Raw genomic sequence first — 22,189 nt, 5'->3', positions numbered from 1 at the left:
CCGCTGGTCGCAGGTCACAACCAACCCGAGACGGTGTCCACGTCACAGTGGTGTGGCGCTTATCTCCCGCTGTGGCCCGCGACCGGTGCGCCGACCGCCGCCCTGGCCAATTCCGCGGCACCGATCATGCCTGCGGCCTCCCCGAGCTGGGTCGTCCGCAGGCGCGCCAGCGGCCGGTGCCCGGCCCCGGTGACCGCGCTCGCGTAGTGTTCGCGGGCCTCGTCGAGGAACAGCGGCGCCGAACTGCTGACGCCACCGGCGATCACGACCAGATCGGGATCGAAGATGTCGCTGACGAAAGCCAGCCCCAGGCCCAGCCAGCGGGCGAAGTCGGCCAGCACCCGCACCGCGAGCTCGTCGCCGTCCTGCGCGGCGCCCGCCACCCGGCGGCCGGTGAGCGAGCCGGGGTCGCGGCGCACGTCGCGGGCGAGCACCGAGCGCGCCGAGTCGGTCGCCAGCAGTTCGATCGCGGTGTCGGCCAGCGCCGTCCCGCTGCAGTAGCGCTCCCAGCAGCCGCGCTTGCCGCACGGGCAGGCCCGGCCCTCCGGAACGACCTGGAGGTGACCGAGTTCGGGAGCGATGCCGTGGCTGCCGCGATAGAGCTGCCCGTCGATCAGCAGGGCGGCGCCGATGCCGGTGCCGATCGCGATGAGGACCACGGTGTGCCCGCCCGCCGCCGCGCCGAAGCGGTACTCGGCCCAGCCCGCGGCGTTCGCGTCGTGTTCGAGGATCACCGGCAGTTCCAGGCGAGTGGAGAGCCGCTGCGCGACGGGGGCGTCCTGCCACGGCAGGTGCGGGGCGAACCGGACGGTGGACCGATCGGCGGAGATGAACCCGGCCACCGCGAGCCCGACGGCGGCGACCGGGTGACGGCGCGCGAGGTCACGCACGGCACGGTCGATCGCGTCCTCGAGCGCGCGCTCGGAATGCGGCGTCGGCGCCTGCACGGTGTCGAGCACCTCACCCTCGGCGTCGACGACCGAGGCGCGGATGTTCGTGCCACCGACGTCGATCCCGACGGTGAGCAGATGCTGCGGGTCGATCCGTTGGGTCATCCCCGGATCGTCACCGGAATGTCGACATAACGCGAGCGTGGCGCGCGGGCGGCGCGCGATCTGTCGGCTTCGGCGGCGCGCTGCGGGCCGGAGGTGGTCAGGCCGATGCCGGAGTCCTCGGGCGCGGGGGTCTGCGGAGGCGCGTATTCGTCGACGCGGCGTGGGCGCGGGGTTCCGGTGCGGTGCCGGGAGCTCCGGCCGGGGGTCGGCCCGGCGCCGGATGGTGGCGGCGTCGGCGCCGCGGTGCCTGAGCCGCGTGGTCCCTCCGCGGGGGCGTCGCCGGTCGGCGGCTCGGTGCGGAACATCCCGCCGGTCGTGCCCGAGCCGTGTGGGCCCTCGGCAGCTGTCGCGCCTGCTCCCGACGCGGGTGGCCCGGCGGCGGTGCCACCCGCTCCGGCGGGTGTGGATCGACCCGAAGCCGTGGCGGCGCCCCGTGCCGTGGTCGTGTGTGGTCGGTCGGCGTCCGGGAATCCGACCGGATCTGTCCCCTGGTGTTGTTCGGCGGCGCGCGCGAACTGCTCGGCCGCGTGGTGCGAATCATGGTGGGCGGCAGCGTATTCCGCCCATTCCGGCGGGAAGACAGGGTCGACCGGAACGCCGGCGAGCGCCTCGCGCAGGACCGTCACCATCGAGGTGCCGTGCTCGGCGAGCGCGGCCACCACATCGTGGTGATCGCCGCGGACCAGCGCGGCGGCCGCGCACACCGGGCACCACGCGCAGCCGCCGAGATCGGCCTGACCGTCGGCCGCGGTGCGGCGCAGCACGGGTTCGACCCTGGCCAGCAGCACCTCGGCGAGCAGCCGCAACTCCTCGGTGAACTCGGCGAAGCCGTCGGGGTGGTGGCCGCGGCGCTCGGACTGGGAGTCACTGCTCATCTGCGGTCGCCTTCGTGTAGTTCGGATCGGCGGGCCACACCTGCGGATCGGGCCGGAAGCGGACCACCAGGTGACCGTCGTCGAGCTCGGCGCCCGCCACGATGCAGCGCCGCAGCACCGGGGCGAGGCGGACACGCGTGCGCACGCCGTCGGCTCCCACGATCAGATCGTCCTCCACTCGGCCCAGCCGCAAGGTGCCGGGATCGACCACCGGCAGCCGCATCCGCATCGCGTACACGGAGTCGACACCGGAGCCGGACTCCCATCGAACCATCGGTTCGCCCGAATCCGCTTCCCGAGCGGCCGGGCCGGGCCGCGTGTCGAGCGAATAGGAGAACGCGACCAGCGCGTTCACCCCCACCGGTTCGGCGCCGGCGTGCTGGGCGAGCAGGATCGGCACATCGCTGAGTTGCTCGTGCAGCCGCGCCACCACCTCGAGCTGCTCGGCGCGGCGGTTGAGGTACCAGTGCACGGCCGGATGGGCGCTCTCGCCCGGCGGCGGCACCGGCGCGAGCACCTTGTTCACGACCACCGCGTCCAGCCGCAGTCCCAGCAGCGCGGCCGCCGAGCGCACCCGGCGCGCCTCGGCCACCGCGACCTGTTCGGGGCCGGTGATCAGCCGCGCGCTGGTGCGGGCCGGGTCGGCGAGCAGATCCCTGACCCGGGTCACCGCCCCGACGATCCGCTCCACGGTGGCCGCGAGCACGGCCTTGCGCAGGTCGGTGCCGATCGCGCTCATCGCGCGCGCGTGCCGGGGCCAGAGCCGGTCCAGATAGGTGAGCAGGGTGTCGGGCGCGGTGACGATGCGCAGCATGTCGGCCGAGGGCGGGCAGTCCACGATCACGACGTCCCAGTCGTCCTCCTCGGCGAACTGGGCGATCTCCACCAGCATCAGCAGTTCCTGGACGCCGGGCAGCCCGGTCAGCTCGGCCGGGTCAAGCGCGGCCAGGTCGATGCCGTGGTCGTGGCCGCCGCCGCGCTCCAGCATGCCCACCACATCGCGGAACCGGTCTTCGAGCAGGGCGAGGGAATCGATCTCGATCGCCTCGAGCCCGGGCGCCACCCTGGCCACCCCGGTGACCGTGCCCGGATCGTGCGGGAACCGCACGCCCAGCGCGTCACCGAGGGAATGCGCCTGATCCAGCGAGGCGATCAGCACCCGCAGGCCCGCGCGCGCGTGCGCCAGGCCCGTCGCGCAGGCCAGCGTCGTCTTCCCGACACCGCCCTTGCCGACGAACAGTTCGACCCGGGTACCGCCGGTGGCGCTCAGCCCTCGACCCGCTTCTTCAGTTCCTTCAAGGCCGTATCGGTGATCACCTTCTCGGCCTTGCGCTTGAACATGCCGATCATCGGGATGTTCAAGTCGACCGTCAGCTCGTAGACGACCTCGGTGCTGCCGTCGGGCCGCTCGCGCAGTTCGTAGCTGCCGTCCTGCGCCTTCTGCAGGTCACCGCTGAGCAGCCGCCAGCTCACCGCCTTGCCGTCGGCCCGCCAGCTGTAGGCCAGCACGTAGGTGTCCTTCACGACGCCCGCGTCGAGCACGAAGCGCGCGGTGCTCGCGCGGCCCTGTGCGTCGGTCTCGAGCACCTCGACCGACTGCGCGGCCGCCACCCACTCCGGGTAGGACGCCAGATCCGCGATGACGGCCATCACCTGCTTCGACGGCGCCTCGATGACGATCGATCTCTGGGTCCGGTCGGCCATGGCGGCGGAGTGGTTCCTTTCGTGCGGACGAGCAGTGTGCCGGGGCGCCGGTCAGGGCGCCGCGACGGCCGCGGGCGCGACGCCTGCGGGGCGGCCGGCCTCGAGCCGGGCCTTCAGTTCGAACGACATGTCCTTCCCGGCGACCCGGCGCGCGCGGTTGGCCGCTGCCAGCGCGCGCGGGGCGAGCGGCTTGGCCGCGGTGGGCTCCGCATGCAGGAAGTAGTGCAGGATCGTGCCGTCGGCGAACGCCTCGAGCCACACCTCCATGGTGCCGTCCAGTGGGCCGGTCACCGTCCAGCGGATGCCCTTGTCGCCGCGATCCTCGCGCACGTCGAGGCGCAGGTCGGGCCACCAGCGGCGCCAGTTGTTGGTGGCGCTCAGCACGTCGGCGATCGCGGCGGGCGGCGCCGCGAGGAAGGTCTGATCTGCGACCTGGATACTGCTCACCTCGCTGAGCGTAGTGGACGCGGCCCCGATCGCGGCCGGGGTGTCACCGCAGCAGCTCCCGCAGGCGGGCGCCCTGGCGGTCCCAGTGCCAGTTCTCCTCCACCCACGCGCGCCCCGCGGCGCCCATCGCGGCCGCTTTGTCGCGGTCGGTGAGCAGCTCGACGACGGCGTCGCTGATCTGCTCGACGGAGCGTCCGTGCACCACCAGGCCGGTCTCGCCCTCGCGCACCGTCTCCGGTGCGCCGCCGGAACTGCCCGCGACCACCGGCACCCCGGTGGCGGAGGCCTCCAGGTAGACGATGCCCAGGCCCTCCACGTCGAGCCCGGCGCCGCGGGTGCGGCACGGCATGGCGAAGACGTCGGCGAGGGTGTGGTGGGCGGCCAGTTCGCCGGAGGGCACCCGGCCGGTGAACACCACGCTGTCGCTCACCCCGAGCGCGTCGGCCAGCGCGCGCAGCTTGACCTCGTAGGGCCCGCCGCCCGCGATCACCAGGACCGCGCCGTCGACGCGCTCGCGGATCTCGGTCATCGCGACGATCAGCATGTCCTGCCCCTTGCGCGGGACCAGGCGCGACAGGCACAGCACCGTCGGCCGATCACCGAGGCCGTAGCGGGCGCGCAGTTCGGCCCGCGCCCCCGGATCGGGCCGGAACTCGGCGGGATCCACGCCCGGCGGCAGGTATTCGAGCGCGGCGCGCGGCCCGAACGCGGAGGCGAAGCGGCCGCGGGTGTACTTGCTGACGTAGGTGACCACATCGGTGTTCTCGCCGATGGACCGCAGCACCTGACGGGCGCCGGGCAGCATCGACCAGCCGACCTCGTGCCCGTGCGTGCTGGCCAGGATGCGTTCGGCGCCCGCGCGCCGCAGCATCGGCGACATCGCGGCCAGCGGGGCCGCCGCGCCGAACCACACGGTGTCGCACTCGTGTTCGCGCAGCAGCGCGCTCGCCCGCCGGACCACGCCCGGCGTGGGGAGCATGAGCGTCGTCGGGTGGCGAACGACGCGGAACTTCTGCGCGGCGTCGAACTTCTCGTGGCTGTCCCCGCGCCAGCGCGGCGCGTACACGACCAGGTCGTCGGGCGGCAGCTGATTCGCCAGCGCCTGCAGATAGGACTGGATGCCGCCCGGCCTAGGCGGGAAATCGTTGGTAACCAGCAGCGTTCGGGCCATAAGTGAACAACCTAATGGGTTGGTGGCAGTGGTCAGACGGCGCGGCCACGCAACCAGGCGCGCCAACCGTCGAGCAGCTCGGCGCGGGAGGCGCCGAGCACGGCGGAGAAGGCGGCCTCCTGCGCCGCGGCGGATTGCGGGCCCGGCGCCAGCCGCTGATACAGCGTGGTGAGGGTGCCGGGGCCGTAGCGGTCGGCGAGGAAAGCGCAGGCGCTCCACGCGGACTCGTAGGCGACGGCGGCCTCGGGACCCGCGAACTCCGCGTCCGCGACCAGGTCGGCGGGCAGCGCGCCCGCGCGCAGCCGGGTCGTCAGGGTCGGCGCGATCTGGGAGAAGGTGTTGCCGCTCGCGCGCTGGGCCACGTATTCGGCGTAGCCCTCCGTCAGCCACAACGGGGCACCGTCACCGGTCGCGGCCCTGGTGGCGACGTGCGTGAGCTCGTGCCGCAGCAGGGTCGCCAGGCCCTCGTCGCCGACCCGGCGCCGGGCGTCGGGGTTGAACACGATCCGCTGATCGGTCGGTGTGGTGCCGGGGACGTAGGACCCGGTGAGGGAGACCGCGGCTACCTCGGGCGTGGTCGCGGCGCCCGCGGTCCTGGTGAGCGCCGTGAACTCGGTGGGAGTCCCGGCGACGACGAGCACCGGCGCGCGATTCCAGTCCTGGCCCCAAACGGCGCTCACGTCGGCGATCGCCGGACCGAGCTGCTGTTCGAGGACATCGAGATCCGCGCGATGGCTGGGATGGGCCACCAGCAGCGCGTCGGCGCCGTCGCCCGCCGCGACCCGGCGCACCAGGATCGGGCCGAACGGCTGCACGTCGCGACGTACCGGGGTGAGGCGGGGATCGTCGATGGGCTCGGCGGTGCCGAGCACCTCGGCCTCGTCGGTGGCCAGCTGCAGCGGACCGGCGTTGCGCGGCACCAGGATCAGCGCGACGCACGCCCCGGTCAGCAGGGTGACCGAGGCGAGCGCGAGCACGAATTCGAGGCGGCCGTTGGCCGAGAACCAGGATCGGAGGCCGGACGTCCGGCGCGATGGATCGGTCACCGCCGGCTCAGTATCGCCGGGCCGAGTGGTACGGAGTGGTGTTGATCGGCGCCACGGCCACGGGTACGCCGAAGGTGGAGGCGTGCACCATCATTCCGTTGCCGGCGTAGATGCCGACGTGCGAGATCTCGGGATAGAACAGCACCACGTCGCCGGGCTGCAGATCGTCCTTGGCGACCGGGGTGCCGAAGTTCGCCTGCTGCGAACTGGTGCGCGGCACGTCCTTGCCGACCTGCTTGAACGCCCACTGCACGAGCCCGGAGCAGTCGAACTGATCGGGACCGGTGGCGCCCCACACGTACGGATCACCGACCCGGGTGAGCGCGGCGGCGAGCGCGCTGGTGCCGCTGCCGGGAACCAGTCCCTGCAGCAGCGAGTCGCGGTCGAATCCGGGCGGGAACGGGGAACCGGCCAGGGTGGACTTGTCCTTGGCCGAGAGCGCGCCCCACGCCTCGACGACCTGGGTGGTGGCCGCGCTGAGATCGTTGCGCTTGCGGTCGACGTCGGTGCGCACGGCCTCGGCGGCCGCGGTCGCGGTGCGCGCGGTGTCGGCGGCGGCGCGGGCGGCGGTCTCGGCGGCGGTGGCCGCGTCGGCGGACTTCTTGAACTCGCGCACGCTCGCGGCGGTCTGCTGGCTGAGCACGTCGAGGGTCGACATCTTGTCCAGCAGCTGCTGCGGCGAATCGCTGGACAGCACCGCGAACATGCGATCGGTGCGCGCGCCGGTGTAGGTGGCGATCGCGGTGCGATCGATCATCGGCTGGAACTTGCGCACCTCGGCGCGGGCGGCGTCGGCGACGGCGGTGCTGGCGGCGAGCTTGTCGTCGGCCTCGCGCTGCACGGCGAGCTTGGCGTCGAGATCCTGCTGCGCGGTGAGGGAGGCCTGATTGAGGGCCTCGGCCTGCCGGGACAGGTCGACCATCCTGGCGATGGCGTCACTGGCGGTGGTCGGCAGCGCGACCGGGTCGGCGAGGGAGGGGCCGGCGGCGTAGGTGGCGCACACCAGGATCGCGGCGGACATGACTCCGGCGATGCCTCGCGGCACGCGCGGATTCCGGTGGTGTGCAGTCACTGTGCGCCGTGCCCCGTTCTCTCGATGTCCGCCGATACAGCGCCTTACCCGAACCGGATCCCCGCGTCCGCCGAGAAGGTCTCGATCAGGTTACGGAACTGTGTATGCCCGTGTCCAGTAGGCCACGGAGGGGTCACGGTGCGCCCTTCCCCGCGAACGACGCACCGTGTCCGCGTCAGAAGCGGCGCGCGCCCGCGAACGGCATCGAGGAGACCGGCGCGACGTGCACCGGGCTGCCCGAGGTGGCCGCGTGCACGACGTTGCCGTCGCCCGCGTACAGGCCGGAGTGGCCGCCGCCGTAGAACGACACCAGGTCGCCGGGGCGCAGGTCCTCGAAGGCGACCGGGGTGCCGGCGCCGAGCTGGGCGCCACTGGTGCGCGGCAGCTCCATGCCCGCCTGGCGGTAGGCCCACTGGACCAGACCCGAGCAGTCGAAGGCGTCCGGGCCCGCGGCGCCGTAGACGTAGGGGGAGCCGACCTTGCTCAGCGCGGCGTCGAGCGCGATGTCGGCGGCGGTGGCGCGCGGCGCGGTGAACACCTGCGGCGCGCCCGGGGTCTCGATGCCGGGGATGCCCTGCGGGATCGGGATCTCGTTGGGCACCTCGAAGGTGCCGATGCCGGGGACGGTGACCGGCGTCGCCGACGCGGGAGCGGCCGGCAGGAGGAACGCGCCGATGGTGGCAGCGCCGACGGCTCCGGCGGCAACGGCTCGCTGCGCCTGACGCTTGACGGTGTTGGTCGCCATGATGCGGGTACTTCCAATCTGCCCCACGACGCCGGGTCCGTATGACGCGGCGGGCTTCATCCCGCCGAACCGTTGGCCGGTCTACGGGACTCCGTGAGGTCTCGAAAAGGTTACGAAGACATCACGGTGGTTTGTAAAGTCGGACATCGGTCCGGGAAGCGATTCGGCCCGATCGGCCGAACATTGCCTGCGAGCTGCGTCACACCCGATCACGAAACGATAACGCCAGGTCGTCTCGGCGGCATTTCCGACTGACTTCCGGCGCGTCGCCACCTCGCGATGCGGGCGGTCTCTCGCGGCGAATGCGCAGGTCGACTCCGCGCGTCGGGGTGACTCGCGGCGTGTCGAGCGGCGAGCCGCGCGGGCGGCGCGCCGCCGGTCCGGCGCCGCCGTAACCGGCAATACGTCTTACCCGATGTAATTCGGCGTAGTCATACGATCTTGATCCAAACTGTGAGCCCGATCTCAATGCCTGATGTTCGGGGTCATTTCGCTCGCACCGGAACGAAAGTCTCGCGGCGAATTGTCGCGGGCGAGGATGTCGCGATCGGTCCCGCTGGCCGGGACCTGAGGTTTGCCTGCGGTGTGAACCCCGTTGCGGCGGAGGGGGTGCCGGGACGGCGGATCGTGTCGGACCCCCGCCCTACGCTGCACGCCGTGCCCGATCCCGCTCCGCAGCCGGTCGCCGTGCGTCAGCTGGCGTTCGACGAGCTCGATACGCCGTTGTACGACACCACGTTCGTCGTGGTCGACCTCGAGACGACCGGGACCAGCCCCGAGGGCGACGCGATCACCGAGATCGGCGCGGTGAAGGTGCGCGGGGGAGAGGTGCTGGGGGAGTTCGCGACCCTGGTGAATCCGGGCTGTGCCATCCCGCCCGCGATCGTGCACGTCACCGGGATCACCACGGCCATGGTGTACGAGGCGCCGCGGATCGAAGCGGTGCTGCCCGGCTTCCTCGAATTCGCGGCGGGCGCGGTGCTGGTGGCGCACAACGCGCGCTTCGACACGGCCTTCCTCAAGGCCGCCGCCGCGCGCCAGGACATCGCCTGGCCGAATCCGCAGGTGCTGTGCACGGTGAAGCTGGCGCGCCGGGTGCTCACCAGGGACGAGGCGCCCTCGGCGCGGCTGGGCGTGCTGGCCAGGGTGCTCGGCGCGTCGACCACGCCGACCCACCGCGCGCTCGACGACGCCCGCGCCACCGTCGACGTGCTGCACGCGCTGATCGCCCGCGTCGGCAACCAGGGCGTGCACAGTCTCACCGAGCTGCTCGACTATCTGCCGAACGTCACCGGAACCCAGCGCGCCAAACGCGCCTTCGCGGGCGATCTGCCGACCGCGCCGGGCGTGTACCTGTTCCGCGGACCGTCCGACGAAGTCCTCTATATAGGGACCGCGGTGAATCTGCGCCGCCGCGTGCGCACCTACTTCACCGGCTCGGAGACTCGCGGCCGGATGAAAGAGATGGTGGCGCTGGCGCTTCGGGTCGACCACGTGGTGTGCGCGCACGGCCTCGAGGCCGGCGTGCGCGAGCTGCGGTTGCTGGCCGCGCACGCGCCGCCGTACAACCGCCGCTCGAAGTTCCCGCGCCGGGGCTGGTGGCTCACGCTCAGCGACGAACCGTTCCCCCGCCTGGTCGCGGTGCGCACGCCGACCCGAACCGCGGTGGGTCCCTTCGGTTCCCGCGCCGACGCCGTCGATGTCGCCGCCACCGTCGCCGAGTTCGCGGGACTGCGCACCTGCGCCACCCGGCTGACCCGCGCGGCCCGCCACACCTGCCCGCCCGCGATCGTCGGCGGCTGTCCCGCCGCCCGCCCCGACGGCGACCTCGACGCCGCCGCCTACGCCCCGGCCGTGCAGTCGGTCCGCGACCTGTTCACCGGCCGCGCCGACACGCTGCTGCGCGCCATGCTCGATCGCATCGAAACCCATTCCGCCGCCGAGCATTTCGAAGCGGCCGCACGTCTGCGTGATCGGGCCGCCACCGTGGTCACCATGCTGCACCGCACCCAGCGCCTCAGCGCCCTGGCCCGGATCGCCGAGCTCATCGTCGCCCTGCCCGACGGCGCGGGCGGCTGGGAGTTCTCGATCATCCGCTACGGCCGCCTCGCGGCCGCCGGCGTCGCCCGCCGCGGCACCCCGCCCATGGCGGTGGTCGACCAGCTCGTCGCCGCCGCGGAGACGGTCATCCCGGATCTGGGTGACGCTGCGAGAGGCTCTTCCCGGCAGCCGACCGCGGCAGCCGAGCCGAAACCTCTGCCCGGCGTTGCGGCCGAGGCTGATCGGGTGGACACGATGTCGGCGGGTCCACCTGTGCCGTGGCCCGCCGTATCGTCCGAAACGCCGGTGTCTGCCCCGCCCGCCGACGATGCCCTGTTCGCCCTCGCCCCACCGCCCGAGGACGCCATCCCGCCGTTGCGCGGCGCCCCACCCGAGGAAGTCGGCGTCATCGCCCGCTGGCTCGCCAAACCGGGCGCCCGCATCGTCCGCACCAGCGAGGGCTACCACGAACCACTCCACGGCGCCGCCCGCTGGACCGGCTGGGCCCAACTGGCCCGCGCCGCCGCGACCACGCCCACCGCCGCCGAGCAGTACCTGTCCGAACGCTGACCGGCGGCGCCCCGGAATCCTGCTGAAAGGTCGGTCGGCGCTGCCGGCCTCGCTCGAGGTGGCGCGGCCGCCGGTCGGCCTGGAGCGGCTGGCTCGCGCCGCCGCGACCACTATCGACGCTGCCGAGCAGTACCTGTCCGAACGTTGAGGTGGTGTGATCGAGAGTGGCTCGACCGGGCTGCCGGGTGAACCTGCCCAGCCCGCCGGGCGCCCGGTCCGGGATCATGGAGGCGGTGTCACGCGCGGTGGCAGCGGGCGAAAGGGCGAGGACGCGGATGTTCGTGAAGGTGTGCGGGCTGACCACCACGGAGCAGATCGACTGGGCCGTCGAGCTCGGATACTCCGCGATCGGCGTCATGGTGACGCCCAGGAGCAAGCGTTACCGCACTCCCGAACAGGCGCGCGCGCTGGCCGACCACGCGCGCGGCCGCATCACCACCTTCGTGGTCGCGTTGACCGCCGACGAGGTCGCCGAGGTGGCCGACGCGTTCGATGTCGTGCAGCTCTACGAGTGGAGCGACCGCCCGAACCTCGCGTTCTGCTCGTCGACCCCACCGGAGCCGGGGCAGACCAGCGAATACTTCTTCTACGACGCCAGTGCCGGGTCCGGGATCTTCGAGGAGTTCCCCGACTGGGTCCGGGCCCTGCCCGGCAAGGTCGTGCTGGCGGGCGGCCTCGACGCCGACAATGTGGCCGCCACCATCGCGCGGCACCGGCCCTACGGCGTCGACGTCTCCAGCTCGGTGGAATCGGCGCCCGGCGTGAAGAGCCGCGAGCTGATGCGACGCTTCAAAGCGGCCACCGAGCGGCCCGAAGTTCTAGGCTGATCCCATGATTACCGCGATCGTGCTGATCCAGGCCGAGAACTCTCGTATCCCCGAGACCGCGCAGGCGCTCGCCGACACCGCAGGAGTCGCCGAGGTGTACTCCTGCGCCGGTGACGTCGATCTGATCGCGATCGTGCGGGTGCGCGACCACGAGCGCATCGCCGAGGTGGTGACCAGCGGCATCGACAAGGTCGACGGCGTGCTCCGCACGACCACCCACATCGCGTTCAAGTCGTACTCGAGCGCCGATGTGGAGGCCGGATTCTCGTTGGGGGAGTGAGCCTTTCGCTCAGCGCTCGTCGAGGGTGTTGGTGAGCTGGGCCCAGGAGTCGAGCAGTTTCGCCGCCGCGCCGCTGTCCACGGCGGCCGCGGCGCGCTCCAGCCCGGCCGTCAGCGCGGCGTTCAGATCGAGATCGGCGTCGCCTGCGCCGCGCGACAGGTCGTAGGCGACGATCGCGGCGGCCGAGTTCAGCAGCGTCGCGTCACGCACCGGGCCCGGCGTCCCACCGAAGACCTCGCGTGCGATACGCGCGTTGACCGTCGCGTCCCCACCGCGCAGCGCGTCCAGATCCACGCGGGGGATGCCCAGCGCCGTCGGATCGAGCACGGTCTGCCGGATCCGCCCGTCGCTGACCACCCACACATCGGTGAGGTCGGAGGTGGTGATCTCGTCGAGTCCGTCGCGGCCGCGCACCACCAGGGCGCTCGCGCCGCGCTCGGCGAAGACACCCGCGATCACGGGGGCCAGATCGGCGAACGCGCAGCCGATCAGGCCGGCGCGCGGCTGCGCCGGGTTGGTGAGCGGTCCCAGCACGTTGAACACGGTGGGGATACCGATCTCCTTGCGCGCCGGACCGGCGAAACGCAGCCCGGAGTGGAACAGCGGCGCGAAACAGAAGCCGATTCCGGCCTCGCGCACCGACCGCGCCACCGACTCCGGTCCGAGCGCCAGCTTCACGCCCAGCGCCTCGAGCACATCGGCGCCGCCCGCCTTGGACGAGGCCGCGCGATTGCCGTGCTTGACCACCGGCACCCCGGCCGCGGCGACCACCACCGAGGACATGGTGGAGATGTTCACCGACCCGGACCGGTCACCGCCGGTGCCGACGATGTCGACCGCGTCGCCGTCGACGTGCACCAGGCGGGCGTGCCCGAGCATGCCGGCGACCATGCCCGCGAGTTCGGTGGGGGTGGGGCCCTTGATCTTCATGGCCACCCCGAACGCCGCGATCTGGGCGGCGGTGGCGTTGTCGGTGAAGATCTCGTCGATGACCCAGGTGGTGTCGTCCGCGGCCAGGTCACCGCCGTCGGCGAGGGTTCCGAGCACCTGGGGCCAGCTGCGCACGCTCATCTGCTCCGCATCTTTCGTTCGACCGACAACGTCTGCGCGAACTCTGCTCGCGCGCGCCTGTATCGCGCAACCCTATTGCGCTGCCGAGCAAGTCTAGGCGGCGCCGCGCGGTGGTTGCAGCGCGTCCCAGCCGTCGGCGACACCGTCGTGGCGCTGGGCCAGGCCCGCCATCCGTGAGCGTTCCTGCGAACACGACAGCGGATCGAGCAGTTGCACCCGCTGCAGGACGACCGGTACCAGCTCGCCCTCGCTCTGTTCGGCGGGTTCGGCCCGCCGGTAGCCGTCGTAACCGGCGATCTCGCACGCCGCGTCGATCCGCTCGGCGGGCAGGCGCAGATGGTGCCGCAGCACCGCCTCGGCCTCCCGGTCCAGTTCGGTCGCCCGGTCCAGCGCCGTCGAACACGCCTCGGCATCGTCGAAACTCGCCGCGACCACGACGAGATCGGCGCGCTCCGGGTCCAGTGTCTCGGCGTGCCCGCCGAACAATCGCCGCCACATCCGCACCACGACCATCGCGACCTCCTTCGTCTCAGGTTATCCACATCTGGCGCTGTCACAATGGGTCCTCGCACCCGGTGTCGCCAACACGCCGAGGCGGGTCCAGGACCCCCTCTGTGCGTGGGTTTTCCGATTCCCGCGACAAACTTTCGTACCCGGGTACAGCTGTCGTACTACGAAGAGTCATACTTACCCCGTGACGACCGCAGTAGGCACCCCAGGATCGGCCATTACTCAGCGTGTGCATTCGCTGAACCGGCCCAACATGGTCAGCGTCGGAACCATCATCTGGCTGTCGAGCGAGCTGATGTTCTTCGCCGGCCTCTTCGCCATGTACTTCGTTGCGCGCGCGCAGGCGCACGGCGACTGGCCCCCGGAGCCGACCGAGCTGAACATGACGCTCGCCATTCCGGTGACGGCCGTGCTGATCGCATCGTCGTTCACGTGCCAGATGGGCGTGTTCGCCGCGGAGAAGGGCGACGTGTTCGGCCTGCGCCGGTGGTACCTGATCACCTTGGCGATGGGCACCTTCTTCGTGTTCGGCCAGGGCTACGAGTACTACCACCTGGTCCACGAGGGCACCTCCATCGCAGGCAGCTCCTACGGCTCGGTCTTCTACATCACCACCGGCTTCCACGGTCTGCACGTGATCGGCGGTCTGATCGCGTTCGTGTTCCTGCTGATCCGCACCACGCTGAGCAAGTTCACGCCCGCGCAGGCCACCGCCGCGATCGTGGTGTCGTACTACTGGCACTTCGTCGACATCGTCTGGATCGGGTTGTTCGCCACGATCTACTTCGTCCGCTAGGCGCGGGCGCACAGCATTTGCACAAGTCGGTTCCGTCTACTCCAAAGGGACACAGATGAGTTCATCTCCCCCGTCGGCCCCAGAGCCCGCTGGCCCCGGCAACGGTCAGGCCGCCAAGACGCGTAAGCAGCGTCGTGTTCGCCGTCGTATCGCGGGCGGTCTCGCGTTGCTGGTGGGTCTGGTCGGGGCCGGCTTCCTGGCCACGGCGCTCACTCCCGAGCCGCAGGTCGCCACGGCGAACCAGGACCAGTCCGCGCTCATCCGCGAGGGCAAGCAGCTCTACGACACCTCGTGCATCACCTGCCACGGTGCCAACCTGCAGGGCGTCGAGGACCGTGGTCCCAGCCTGATCGGCGTCGGCGAGGCCGCCGTCTACTTCCAGGTGTCCTCGGGCCGCATGCCGATGACGCGCAACGAGGCCCAGGCCGAGCGCAAGCCGGAGAAGTTCGACGCGCATCAGACCGACGCGCTCGGCGCGTTCGTCGCCGCCAACGGCGGTGGCCCCTCGGTGATCCGCGACGCCAACGGTGAGGTCGCTCAGGAATCGCTGCGCGGCGACGACATCGCCCGTGGTTCGGAGCTGTTCCGCATGAACTGCGCCTCCTGCCACAACTTCACCGGCCGTGGTGGCGCGCTCTCCAGCGGTAAGTTCGCCCCGCCGCTGGCGCCGGCCAGCGAGCAGCAGATCTACGACGCGATGCTCACCGGCCCGCAGAACATGCCGAAGTTCTCCGACCGGCAGCTCTCGCCGGAGGAGAAGCGCGACATCGTCGCCTACGTCAAGAACTCCGTCGAGGAGAAGTCGCCCGGCGGCTGGGACCTCGGTGGATTCGGTCCGGCGACCGAGGGTCTGGCGATCTGGGTCATCGGCATCACCGCCGTGGTCGGCGCCGCGATGTGGATCGGATCCAGGACATGAGCGCCATGAGTGGACAGGAGCACAACGACATGGGTCGGGAACCGACCGAAGCCGAACTGGACGCGATGTCGCGTGACGAGCTGGTCGAGCTCGGTACCGCGCGTGACGGCGTCGATGTCGCCTACCGCGGCGAGCGGTGGCCGGTCCCCGGCACCCGCGCCGAGAAGCGCGCCGAACGTCAGGTGACGTTCTGGTTCGCCATCTCCGGCCTGGCCGCGGCCGCGCTGATCGGTGTCTTCCTGTTCTGGCCCTGGGAATGGAAGGGCAAGAACGACGAGGGCCACGCCGCCTACTCGCTGTTCACCCCGCTGGTCGGCCTGACCTTCGGCATCTCGGTGCTCGTCATCGGTATCGCCGTGGTGCTGATCCGCAAGAAGTTCATCCCCGCCGAGATCTCCATCCAGGAGCGTCACGACGGTCCGTCCGACGAGGTCGAGCGCCGCACCCTGGCGGCCGAGCTGCAGGACGCGCTCGACACCTCCACCCTGGGTCGCCGCAAGATGATGCTCGGTACCGCGGGCGCCGGCGTCGGCGTGCTCGGTATCGGCGCGCTGCTGGTGTTCGTCGGCGGCATGGTGAAGAACCCGTGGGCCAAGCGCGAGAAGTCGCCGCTGTGGGTCTCGGGCTGGACCCCGGACTTCCCCGGCGAGACCATCTACATCCGTCGCGACACCGGTCGCCCCGAAGATGTCGTGCTGGTGCGCCCGGAGGATCTGGACGCAGGTGCCATGGAAACCGTGTTCCCGTGGAAGGAGAAGTGGCGCGGCGACGCGCACGAGACCCTGCAGTCGCTGCGCGGTGTCCGCAACTCCGTCATGCTGATCCGGTTGCGTACCGAAGACGCCGAGAAGGCGATCAAGCGCAAGGGCCAGGAGAGCTTCAACTACGGCGACTACTTCGCCTACTCGAAGATCTGCACCCACCTCGGTTGCCCCACCTCGCTGTTCGAGCAGCAGACCAACCGCATCCTGTGCCCCTGCCACCAGTCGCAGTTCTCGGCGACCGAATGGGGTAAGCCGGTCTTCGGTCCCGCTGCCCGCGCACTGCCTCAGCTGCCGATCACCGTCAACTCCGAGGGCTTCCTGGTCGCCAACGGCGACTTCATCGAGCCGCTCGGCCCGGCCTTCTGGGAGCGTCGTTCATGAGCACTCTGGTGGCGAACCAAGCCAACGAGATGGACGAGCGGTATCGTGCCGCCGCGTTCGTGAAGCGGTCGATCAACAAGGTCTTCCCGACCCACTGGTCGTTCCTGCTGGGTGAGATCGCGCTGTACGCGTTCATCATCCTGTTGCTGTCGGGTGTGTACCTGACGCTGTTCTTCGACCCGTCGATGGCGCACGTCACCTACGACGGCGCCTACCAGCCGCTGCGCGGCGTCGGCATGTCGCGGGCCTACGAGACCGCGCTGAACATCTCCTTCGAGGTGCGCGGCGGTCTGTTCGTCCGGCAGATCCACCACTGGGCGGCCCTGCTGTTCGCGGCGTCGATCATCATCCACCTGTTCCGCATCTTCTTCACCGGCGCGTTCCGCAAGCCGCGTGAGGCGAACTGGGTGATCGGCTCGCTGCTGCTGATCCTGGCGATGTTCGAGGGCTTCTTCGGCTACTCGCTGCCCGACGACCTGCTCTCGGGTACCGGTCTTCGTGCCGCCTTCGGTGGTATCACGATGAGCCTTCCGGTCATCGGTACCTGGATGCACTGGCTGATGTTCGGCGGCGACTTCCCCGGCGACATCATCATCCCGCGCCTCTACATCGCGCACGTGCTGCTGCTGCCCGGCATCATCCTGGCGCTGATCGGCGCGCACGTCGCGCTGGTCTGGTACCAGAAGCACACCCAGTTCCCCGGCCCCGGCCGCAAGGAGACCAACGTCGTCGGCGCACGCATCGTGCCGGTGTTCGCCGCGGACCAGGGCGCGTTCTTCGCCTTCACCCTCGGCATCGTCGGCATCATGGGTGGCGTCCTGCAGATCAACCCGATCTGGAACCTGGGTCCGTACAACCCGTCCCAGGTCTCGGCGGGTTCGCAGCCGGACTTCTACATGATGTGGACCGACGGTCTGGCGCGTCTGATGCCGCCGTGGGAGCTCTACCTTGGCCGCTACACGGTTCCGGCCGTGGTCTGGGTCGCGCTGGTGATGGGTCTGGTGTTCACCCTGCTGATCGCCTACCCGTGGATCGAGAAGCGCCTCACCGGCGACACCACCGCGCACCACAACCTGCTGCAGCGTCCGCGCGACGTGCCGGTGCGTACCGCGATCGGCGCCATGGCGATCGCGTTCTACGTGGTGCTCACGCTCTCGTGTGTCAACGACATCATCGCGCTGAAGTTCGACATCTCGCTGAACGCGACCACCTGGATCGGCCGCATCGGCGTGCTGCTGCTGCCGCCGCTGGCGTACTTCGTCACCTACCGGTTCTGCATCGGTCTGCAGCGCAGTGACCGGGCGGTGCTCGAGCACGGCATCGAGACCGGTGTGATCAAGCGCCTGCCGCACGGTGAGTACATCGAGGTGCACCAGCCGTTGGGCCCGGTCGACGACCACGGCCACCCGATCCCGCTGGAGTACCAGGGCGCCGCGGTGCCGAAGAAGATGAACAAGCTGGGTTCGGCGGGCAAGCCGGGCACCGGTAGCTTCCTCTTCGCCGACCCCAAGGCCGAGTCCGACGCCTACTTCGCCAACGAGCACGCCGAGGAGCACAAGATGCTCACCGCGCTCGCCGAGGAGCAGGCCCGCGACAACAACGGCTCGCACGGTCACTGACCGCGCACGCAGCACGAGAAAGGCCCCGAGTCACGCGACTCGGGGCCTTTCGGCGTTTCCGGCTCAGAGCCGCGGGGTGCGGCGGTAGGCCTCGATGGCCTCGAACTTGGCCAGGTTGTGCCTGGCGTCGGCCAGGGCGTCGTGGGCGTCGCCGGGGATGGGCGGCAGGTCGGGGCTGCCGTGCGCGACCCAGTGCTGGCGCAACTCGTTGGTGTAGCGCGGCATGTCCTTGGGCAGGGCGGTCATGTCGCCCCACAGCTGGCACAGCGCCACGTGGTCGTAGGCGGAGACCCAGGCCCACAGTTCCGGATGCACGCCGGAGCGCGGCAGGAAGAAGGCGTGCAGGTCGTCGCGGATCTGCGCGCGGGTGCGATACAGGTGCGAGCCCGCGGGCGGCAGCTTGGGCAGCACGTGCCTGCGGACCCACGGGCCCGCCCGGCCCGCGTCGAATTCGGTGGAGACGGCGTAGTATTCGCGCCCGTCCTCGCAGACGACGCCGATCGAGATCAGATCGATCGTCACGCCGTCCTCGATGAATTCCGAATCATAGAAATATCGCAGGGAGATCGCCTCTTCGTGCCGGTGGGCGGCGGTCCGCGCGGACCGCCGTGACCCGCGGGTGGGTCAATGTCAATGTGGAACCCTATACGGGGCCCGCGCGTGACCTGCGCACGCGATGGTTCCGTATTCTGATCTGGTGACCTGGACCGTCGACGTACCCATTGACCGCCTGCCGGAACTGCCGCCGCTGCCCGCCGAGTTGCGCAGCAGGCTCGACGCCGCCTTGGCCCGGCCCGCGCTGCAACAGCCGTCCTGGGACGCCGACGAGGCCGCCACCATGCGCACCGTGCTCGAGAGCGTGCCGCCCATCTGCCTGCCCGCGGAGGTGGAGGAGCTCAAATCCCAGCTCGCCGCGGTCGCGCGCGGTGAGGCGTTCCTCATGCAGGGCGGTGACTGCGCGGAGACCTTCGCCGACAACACCGAACCGCACATCCGTGGCAACATCCGCACCCTGCTGCAGATGGCCGTGGTGCTCACCTACGGCGCCAGCCTGCCGGTGGTGAAGGTGGCGCGGATCGCGGGCCAGTACGCCAAGCCGCGCTCCTCCGACATCGACGCGCTGGGACTCAAGTCCTACCGCGGCGACATGGTCAACTCGCTGGTCGCCGACGAGGCGCTGCGCCGCCACGATCCCTCGCGCCTGGTCCGCGCCTACGCCAACGCCAGCGCCGCGATGAACCTGGTCCGCGCGCTCACCACCGCGGGCATGGCCGACCTGCACAAGGTGCACGACTGGAACCGCGACTTCGTGGCGCAGTCGCCCGCGGGCGCCCGCTACGAGGCGCTGGCCGAGGAGATCGACCGCGGCCTGCGGTTCATGACCGCCTGCCAGGTGAACGACCCGAGCCTGAAGTCGGCCCGTATCTACGCCTCGCACGAGGCGCTGGTGCTCGACTACGAGCGCGCGATGCTGCGGCTGAGTGAGAGCGAGACCGGCGAGCCGCTGCTCTACGACCTGTCCGCGCACTTCCTGTGGATCGGCGAGCGCACCCGTCAGCTCGACGGCGCCCACATCGCGCTGGCCGAACTGCTGGCCAACCCGATCGGCCTCAAGATCGGCCCGACCACCACGCCCGACCAGGCCGTGGAGTACGTCGAGCGGCTCGACCCCAACAACGAGCCGGGCCGGCTGACCCTGGTGGCCCGGATGGGCAACGGCAAGGTGCGCGACGTGCTGCCGCCCATCATCGAGAAGGTGCAGGCCACCGGTCACCAGGTGATCTGGCAGTGCGACCCGATGCACGGCAACACCCACGAATCCTCGACCGGCTTCAAGACCCGCCACTTCGACCGCATCGTCGACGAGGTGCAGGGCTTCTTCGAGGTGCACCGCGCTCTGGGCACCCACCCCGGCGGCCTGCACATCGAACTGACCGGCGAGAACGTCACCGAGTGCCTCGGCGGCGCGCAGGACATCTCCGACCTCGACCTCGAGGACCGCTACGAGACCGCCTGCGACCCCCGCCTGAACACCCAGCAGTCCCTGGAACTGTCGTTCCTGGTAGCCGAGATGCTGCGTTGATCTGAGCGCTGGCGCGCTCGAGGTCGCGGCCCTTTGTGTCCCGTCGATCAGGCACCATTGCTTGCTCCTTCGTCGCTTGCGCAACGGCGCCTGATCGACGGGACGGCCGCGACCCGCCGCTGACGCGGCGGACCCTCCTCGGGGTCGGGTCGTGCGGGGCCGGGAGTGCGGGCGGTCAGGTGCGGGCGGTCAGCGATTGCCGCGTCCGGGCTTTTCCTTGTCGTCTTTGTCCGGGGCCTGTGCTCTTCAAGGCAGGGCGGTCAGCGAGACGACGCTGCCCGCCTCCACATTCGAGTTGAAGCCGGGGACCTGGCCGATCACCAGCGAGCTGTCGGAGTCGGTCAGCGATTTGACCTCCACCCGCAGGCCCAGCTGCTGCAGTTTCGCGCGGGCGTTGCCGACGCTCTGACCCATCACATTGGGCACCTTCACCGCGTTCGACACGATCAGGGTGACGCTGTCGCCGGACTGCAGGGTCGTGCCGACGGCGGGTTCGGTGGCGATCGCCTTGTCGCCCTCGATGCTCTTGTCGTACTGCACGCGGGTCTCGCGGACGGTCAGCCCCGCGGTGGTGAGCGCCTCGGCGGCCTCCTCGGCGGTCTTGCCGCGCACATCGGGCACGTTGACCGGCTGCGAGCCCTTGCTGCGGTACACCTTCACCTGCGCGCCCATCGGCAGCACGGTGCCCGGCGCCGGGTCCACCTTCGCCAGTGAGCCCTTCGGCGCGGTGCTCGGCGCCTCGCCCGCGTCGATCGGCTGCAGGCCCGCGTCGCGGATCGCCTCGTTGGTGGCGCTGATCTGGTCGCCGGGCTTGATGTCGGGCACGCGCGGCTTGCCATTGGAGATCAGTACCGCGATGGTCGAGCTCTTGGTGACCCGGGAACCCGCCGAGGGATCGGTGCCGACGACCCCGCCCACCGGAATGGTGTCGGAGGCCTTGTTGCGCAGCACCGTCTCGAAACCGGCTTCCTGCAGCACGGCGACGGCCCGCTCGGAATCCATGCCCGCGATGGGCGGCACCGAGGTGTAGCGGCCGACGCCGAGCCACCAGCCGCCGATCCCGACCAGCAGGGTGAGCGCGGTGACGATCGCGGCCCACACCATGCCGGTGCGGCGCGAGGCGGCCTCGTTGGGCACGTACGGGTGGTGCGGCGCGGGTGCGTGCGCCGGGGCGTACTCGTCGGCCCGCGGGCGCGGGGCGGTGACGACCTTGGTGTGCTGGGGCTGATGATCGAGTCCAGGGGACGGATGCATCGCCACCGGATGCGGCGTCATCGGGCGGTCACCGGGGTGGTGCGCGGCGCCGGTCCGGTAGCTCTCGCTGAGATGTTCGGCCGAATCCCGCGGCGCCGGAACACGATACGGCGGCAGGGCGAGTTCCATCGCGATCGTCTGCAGCCGCGCCGCCATCTCGTTGGCGTCGGCATAGCGCTGCTGCGGGTCGCGGGCGGTGGCCTTGGCGACCAGTTCGTCGAGCTCCGGCGGCACGCCGTCGATGAACTGGCTCGGCGGCGGCACGTCGTTCTCCACCCGCTGATACGCCACCGACAGCGAGTTGTCGCCGGTGAACGGCACCCGGCCGGTGAGCAGTTCGAAGATCAGGATGCCGAAGGAGTACACGTCCGAGCGCGCGTCGGCGGTGCCGGTGGTGACCTGCTCGGGGGAGAGGTACGCGGCGGTGCCGAGGATGACGCTCGCGGAGGTGGTGTTCGCGGCGGCGACGGCGCGGACCAGGCCGAAGTCGGCGATCTTCACCTCGCCGCCGTCGGAGATCAGCACGTTCTCCGGTTTGATGTCGCGGTGCACCAGGCCGGCGTCGTGCGCGGTGCCGATGGCGCGCAGCACGGGTTCGGCGACGGCGCGCACGGCGTGCGGCGGCATCGGGCCGCGTTCGCGCAGCAGCTCGCGCAGCGTGCCGCCCTCGACCAATTCCATGATCAGGAACGGGTATTCACCGTCGATGCCCTGGTCGTACACGGCGACCAGCGACGGATGCTTGAGCTTGGCGACCGCGCGCGCCTCGAACTCGAAGCGGGTCAGGAACTGGGGATCCCCGGCGAACTTCGGATCCATCACCTTGATCGCGACCGGACGATCCAACCGGGTGTCCGTGCCACGGAACACCATCGACATTCCGCCGCGCGCGATCGGCGCATCGATGCGATAGCGCCCTTCCAGCATCTGGCCGATCAAGTGATGTCCTCCGGCAGTAAC

Annotated in this window: 21 protein-coding genes; 8 read left to right on the top strand and 13 right to left on the bottom strand. The window is 70.7% G+C overall.

Annotated elements, in window-relative coordinates; genetic code table 11:
• Nucleotides 1-59: 59 nt before the first annotated feature.
• From AB0H56_RS25075 to AB0H56_RS25035, 9 genes are all read right to left on the bottom strand, one after another.
• Nucleotides 60-1,055, bottom strand: coding sequence for an ROK family protein (locus tag AB0H56_RS25075; protein ID WP_357167616.1), 996 nt, complete (start codon nt 1,053-1,055; stop codon nt 60-62).
• Nucleotides 1,052-1,930, bottom strand: coding sequence for a hypothetical protein (locus tag AB0H56_RS25070; RefSeq protein WP_357167614.1), 879 nt, complete (start codon nt 1,928-1,930; stop codon nt 1,052-1,054). Before AB0H56_RS25070 ends, AB0H56_RS25075 begins: the two co-directional genes overlap by 4 nt.
• Nucleotides 1,920-3,170: an ArsA family ATPase gene (locus AB0H56_RS25065; protein WP_357167809.1), complete on the bottom strand. Its 1,251-nt coding sequence runs from the start codon at nt 3,168-3,170 to the stop codon at nt 1,920-1,922. Before AB0H56_RS25065 ends, AB0H56_RS25070 begins: the two co-directional genes overlap by 11 nt.
• 26 nt (nt 3,171-3,196) lie before the next feature.
• A complete protein-coding gene (locus AB0H56_RS25060; RefSeq protein ID WP_232997742.1) occupies nt 3,197-3,634 on the bottom strand; it encodes an SRPBCC family protein in 438 nt (145 codons plus the stop codon).
• 51 nt (nt 3,635-3,685) lie between these two features.
• Entirely contained in the window at nt 3,686-4,081 is a 396-nt protein-coding gene (locus AB0H56_RS25055) for a polyketide cyclase / dehydrase and lipid transport (RefSeq protein ID WP_357167611.1), read from the bottom strand.
• Between the two features lie 43 nt (nt 4,082-4,124).
• Nucleotides 4,125-5,252, bottom strand: a complete 1,128-nt coding sequence (locus AB0H56_RS25050) for a glycosyltransferase family 4 protein (protein ID WP_110040802.1) — start codon at nt 5,250-5,252, stop codon at nt 4,125-4,127.
• 32 nt (nt 5,253-5,284) lie between these two features.
• A complete protein-coding gene (locus tag AB0H56_RS25045) occupies nt 5,285-6,298 on the bottom strand; it encodes a hypothetical protein (protein ID WP_357167609.1) in 1,014 nt (337 codons plus the stop codon).
• Between the two features lie 7 nt (nt 6,299-6,305).
• Nucleotides 6,306-7,319, bottom strand: a complete 1,014-nt coding sequence (locus AB0H56_RS25040; RefSeq protein ID WP_232997746.1) for an NlpC/P60 family protein — start codon at nt 7,317-7,319, stop codon at nt 6,306-6,308.
• Nucleotides 7,320-7,545: 226 nt separating this feature from the next.
• Nucleotides 7,546-8,115: a C40 family peptidase gene (locus AB0H56_RS25035; RefSeq protein WP_110040799.1), complete on the bottom strand. Its 570-nt coding sequence runs from the start codon at nt 8,113-8,115 to the stop codon at nt 7,546-7,548.
• A gap of 657 nt (nt 8,116-8,772) precedes the next feature.
• On the opposite strand from AB0H56_RS25035, the gene AB0H56_RS25030 reads away from it, so the two are divergent.
• The 3 genes from AB0H56_RS25030 (at nt 8,773) to AB0H56_RS25020 (ending at nt 11,832) form a co-directional block, all read left to right on the top strand.
• Complete coding sequence (locus tag AB0H56_RS25030; RefSeq protein ID WP_357167606.1) at nt 8,773-10,725, top strand: DEDD exonuclease domain-containing protein; 1,953 nt, start codon at nt 8,773-8,775, stop codon at nt 10,723-10,725.
• 275 nt (nt 10,726-11,000) lie between these two features.
• Nucleotides 11,001-11,552 (top strand): hypothetical protein, encoded by a 552-nt coding sequence (locus AB0H56_RS25025; RefSeq protein ID WP_357167604.1) that lies wholly within the window; start codon nt 11,001-11,003, stop codon nt 11,550-11,552.
• Nucleotides 11,553-11,556: 4 nt separating this feature from the next.
• A complete protein-coding gene (locus AB0H56_RS25020; protein WP_357167602.1) occupies nt 11,557-11,832 on the top strand; it encodes an Lrp/AsnC ligand binding domain-containing protein in 276 nt (91 codons plus the stop codon).
• A 9-nt stretch (nt 11,833-11,841) separates the two neighbouring features.
• On the opposite strand, the gene trpD is transcribed toward AB0H56_RS25020, so the two are convergent.
• The gene (gene trpD / locus AB0H56_RS25015) at nt 11,842-12,903 is read right to left on the bottom strand and encodes an anthranilate phosphoribosyltransferase (protein ID WP_357167600.1); all 1,062 of its coding nucleotides are present in this window, start codon (nt 12,901-12,903) and stop codon (nt 11,842-11,844) included.
• 93 nt (nt 12,904-12,996) lie between these two features.
• Nucleotides 12,997-13,416, bottom strand: a complete 420-nt coding sequence (locus AB0H56_RS25010) for a hypothetical protein (protein ID WP_357167598.1) — start codon at nt 13,414-13,416, stop codon at nt 12,997-12,999.
• 181 nt (nt 13,417-13,597) lie between these two features.
• Between AB0H56_RS25010 and AB0H56_RS25005 the strand changes: the two genes are divergently transcribed.
• From AB0H56_RS25005 to AB0H56_RS24990, 4 genes are read left to right on the top strand one after another with little or no spacing between them, the layout of a single operon-like run.
• On the top strand, nt 13,598-14,209 hold the full coding sequence (locus tag AB0H56_RS25005) for a heme-copper oxidase subunit III (protein ID WP_110040793.1): 612 nt from the start codon (nt 13,598-13,600) through the stop codon (nt 14,207-14,209).
• Nucleotides 14,210-14,264: 55 nt separating this feature from the next.
• Nucleotides 14,265-15,128 carry a cytochrome c gene (locus tag AB0H56_RS25000; RefSeq protein WP_232997752.1) on the top strand — a complete coding sequence of 288 codons (864 nt, stop codon included), beginning with the start codon at nt 14,265-14,267 and terminating at the stop codon, nt 15,126-15,128.
• 5 nt (nt 15,129-15,133) lie between these two features.
• Nucleotides 15,134-16,273 (top strand): ubiquinol-cytochrome c reductase iron-sulfur subunit, encoded by a 1,140-nt coding sequence (locus AB0H56_RS24995; RefSeq protein WP_357167807.1) that lies wholly within the window; start codon nt 15,134-15,136, stop codon nt 16,271-16,273.
• Complete coding sequence (locus tag AB0H56_RS24990; protein ID WP_357167596.1) at nt 16,270-17,892, top strand: cytochrome bc complex cytochrome b subunit; 1,623 nt, start codon at nt 16,270-16,272, stop codon at nt 17,890-17,892. The genes AB0H56_RS24995 and AB0H56_RS24990 overlap by 4 nt, the downstream gene beginning before the upstream one ends.
• A 63-nt stretch (nt 17,893-17,955) precedes the next feature.
• Here AB0H56_RS24990 and AB0H56_RS24985 read toward each other — a convergent pair whose 3' ends face one another.
• Nucleotides 17,956-18,453 (bottom strand): polyadenylate-specific 3'-exoribonuclease AS, encoded by a 498-nt coding sequence (locus AB0H56_RS24985; RefSeq protein ID WP_357167805.1) that lies wholly within the window; start codon nt 18,451-18,453, stop codon nt 17,956-17,958.
• Between the two features lie 136 nt (nt 18,454-18,589).
• On the opposite strand from AB0H56_RS24985, the gene AB0H56_RS24980 reads away from it, so the two are divergent.
• Nucleotides 18,590-19,975 (top strand): class II 3-deoxy-7-phosphoheptulonate synthase, encoded by a 1,386-nt coding sequence (locus tag AB0H56_RS24980; RefSeq protein ID WP_110040895.1) that lies wholly within the window; start codon nt 18,590-18,592, stop codon nt 19,973-19,975.
• 246 nt (nt 19,976-20,221) lie between these two features.
• Here AB0H56_RS24980 and pknB read toward each other — a convergent pair whose 3' ends face one another.
• Nucleotides 20,222-22,156 (bottom strand): Stk1 family PASTA domain-containing Ser/Thr kinase, encoded by a 1,935-nt coding sequence (pknB, locus tag AB0H56_RS24975; RefSeq protein WP_357167803.1) that lies wholly within the window; start codon nt 22,154-22,156, stop codon nt 20,222-20,224.
• Between the last annotated feature and the right edge of the window lie 33 nt (nt 22,157-22,189).

This window comes from Nocardia sp. NPDC050717 (assembly GCF_040654275.1).
Taxonomy (GTDB): Bacteria; Actinomycetota; Actinomycetes; order Mycobacteriales; family Mycobacteriaceae; genus Nocardia.
This window is presented reverse-complemented; position numbering and strand designations above follow the sequence as displayed.

What these genes read in the sequence shown, in the direction of transcription:
- AB0H56_RS25010 (WP_357167598.1), bottom strand. Translation starts at nt 13,416, where the DNA reads ATGGTCGTGGTGCGGATGTGGCGGCGATTGTTCGGCGGGCACGCCGAG.
- AB0H56_RS25020 (WP_357167602.1), top strand. Translation starts at nt 11,557, where the DNA reads ATGATTACCGCGATCGTGCTGATCCAGGCCGAGAACTCTCGTATCCCC.
- AB0H56_RS24990 (WP_357167596.1), top strand. Translation starts at nt 16,270, where the DNA reads ATGAGCACTCTGGTGGCGAACCAAGCCAACGAGATGGACGAGCGGTAT.
- trpD (WP_357167600.1), bottom strand. Translation starts at nt 12,903, where the DNA reads ATGAGCGTGCGCAGCTGGCCCCAGGTGCTCGGAACCCTCGCCGACGGC.
- AB0H56_RS25025 (WP_357167604.1), top strand. Translation starts at nt 11,001, where the DNA reads ATGTTCGTGAAGGTGTGCGGGCTGACCACCACGGAGCAGATCGACTGG.
- AB0H56_RS25060 (WP_232997742.1), bottom strand. Translation starts at nt 3,634, where the DNA reads ATGGCCGACCGGACCCAGAGATCGATCGTCATCGAGGCGCCGTCGAAG.
- pknB (WP_357167803.1), bottom strand. Translation starts at nt 22,156, where the DNA reads ATGCTGGAAGGGCGCTATCGCATCGATGCGCCGATCGCGCGCGGCGGA.
- AB0H56_RS25070 (WP_357167614.1), bottom strand. Translation starts at nt 1,930, where the DNA reads ATGAGCAGTGACTCCCAGTCCGAGCGCCGCGGCCACCACCCCGACGGC.
- AB0H56_RS25035 (WP_110040799.1), bottom strand. Translation starts at nt 8,115, where the DNA reads ATGGCGACCAACACCGTCAAGCGTCAGGCGCAGCGAGCCGTTGCCGCC.
- AB0H56_RS25050 (WP_110040802.1), bottom strand. Translation starts at nt 5,252, where the DNA reads ATGGCCCGAACGCTGCTGGTTACCAACGATTTCCCGCCTAGGCCGGGC.
- AB0H56_RS25040 (WP_232997746.1), bottom strand. Translation starts at nt 7,319, where the DNA reads ATGTCCGCCGCGATCCTGGTGTGCGCCACCTACGCCGCCGGCCCCTCC.
- AB0H56_RS24995 (WP_357167807.1), top strand. Translation starts at nt 15,134, where the DNA reads ATGAGTGGACAGGAGCACAACGACATGGGTCGGGAACCGACCGAAGCC.
- AB0H56_RS25075 (WP_357167616.1), bottom strand. Translation starts at nt 1,055, where the DNA reads ATGACCCAACGGATCGACCCGCAGCATCTGCTCACCGTCGGGATCGAC.
- AB0H56_RS25000 (WP_232997752.1), top strand. Translation starts at nt 14,265, where the DNA reads ATGAGTTCATCTCCCCCGTCGGCCCCAGAGCCCGCTGGCCCCGGCAAC.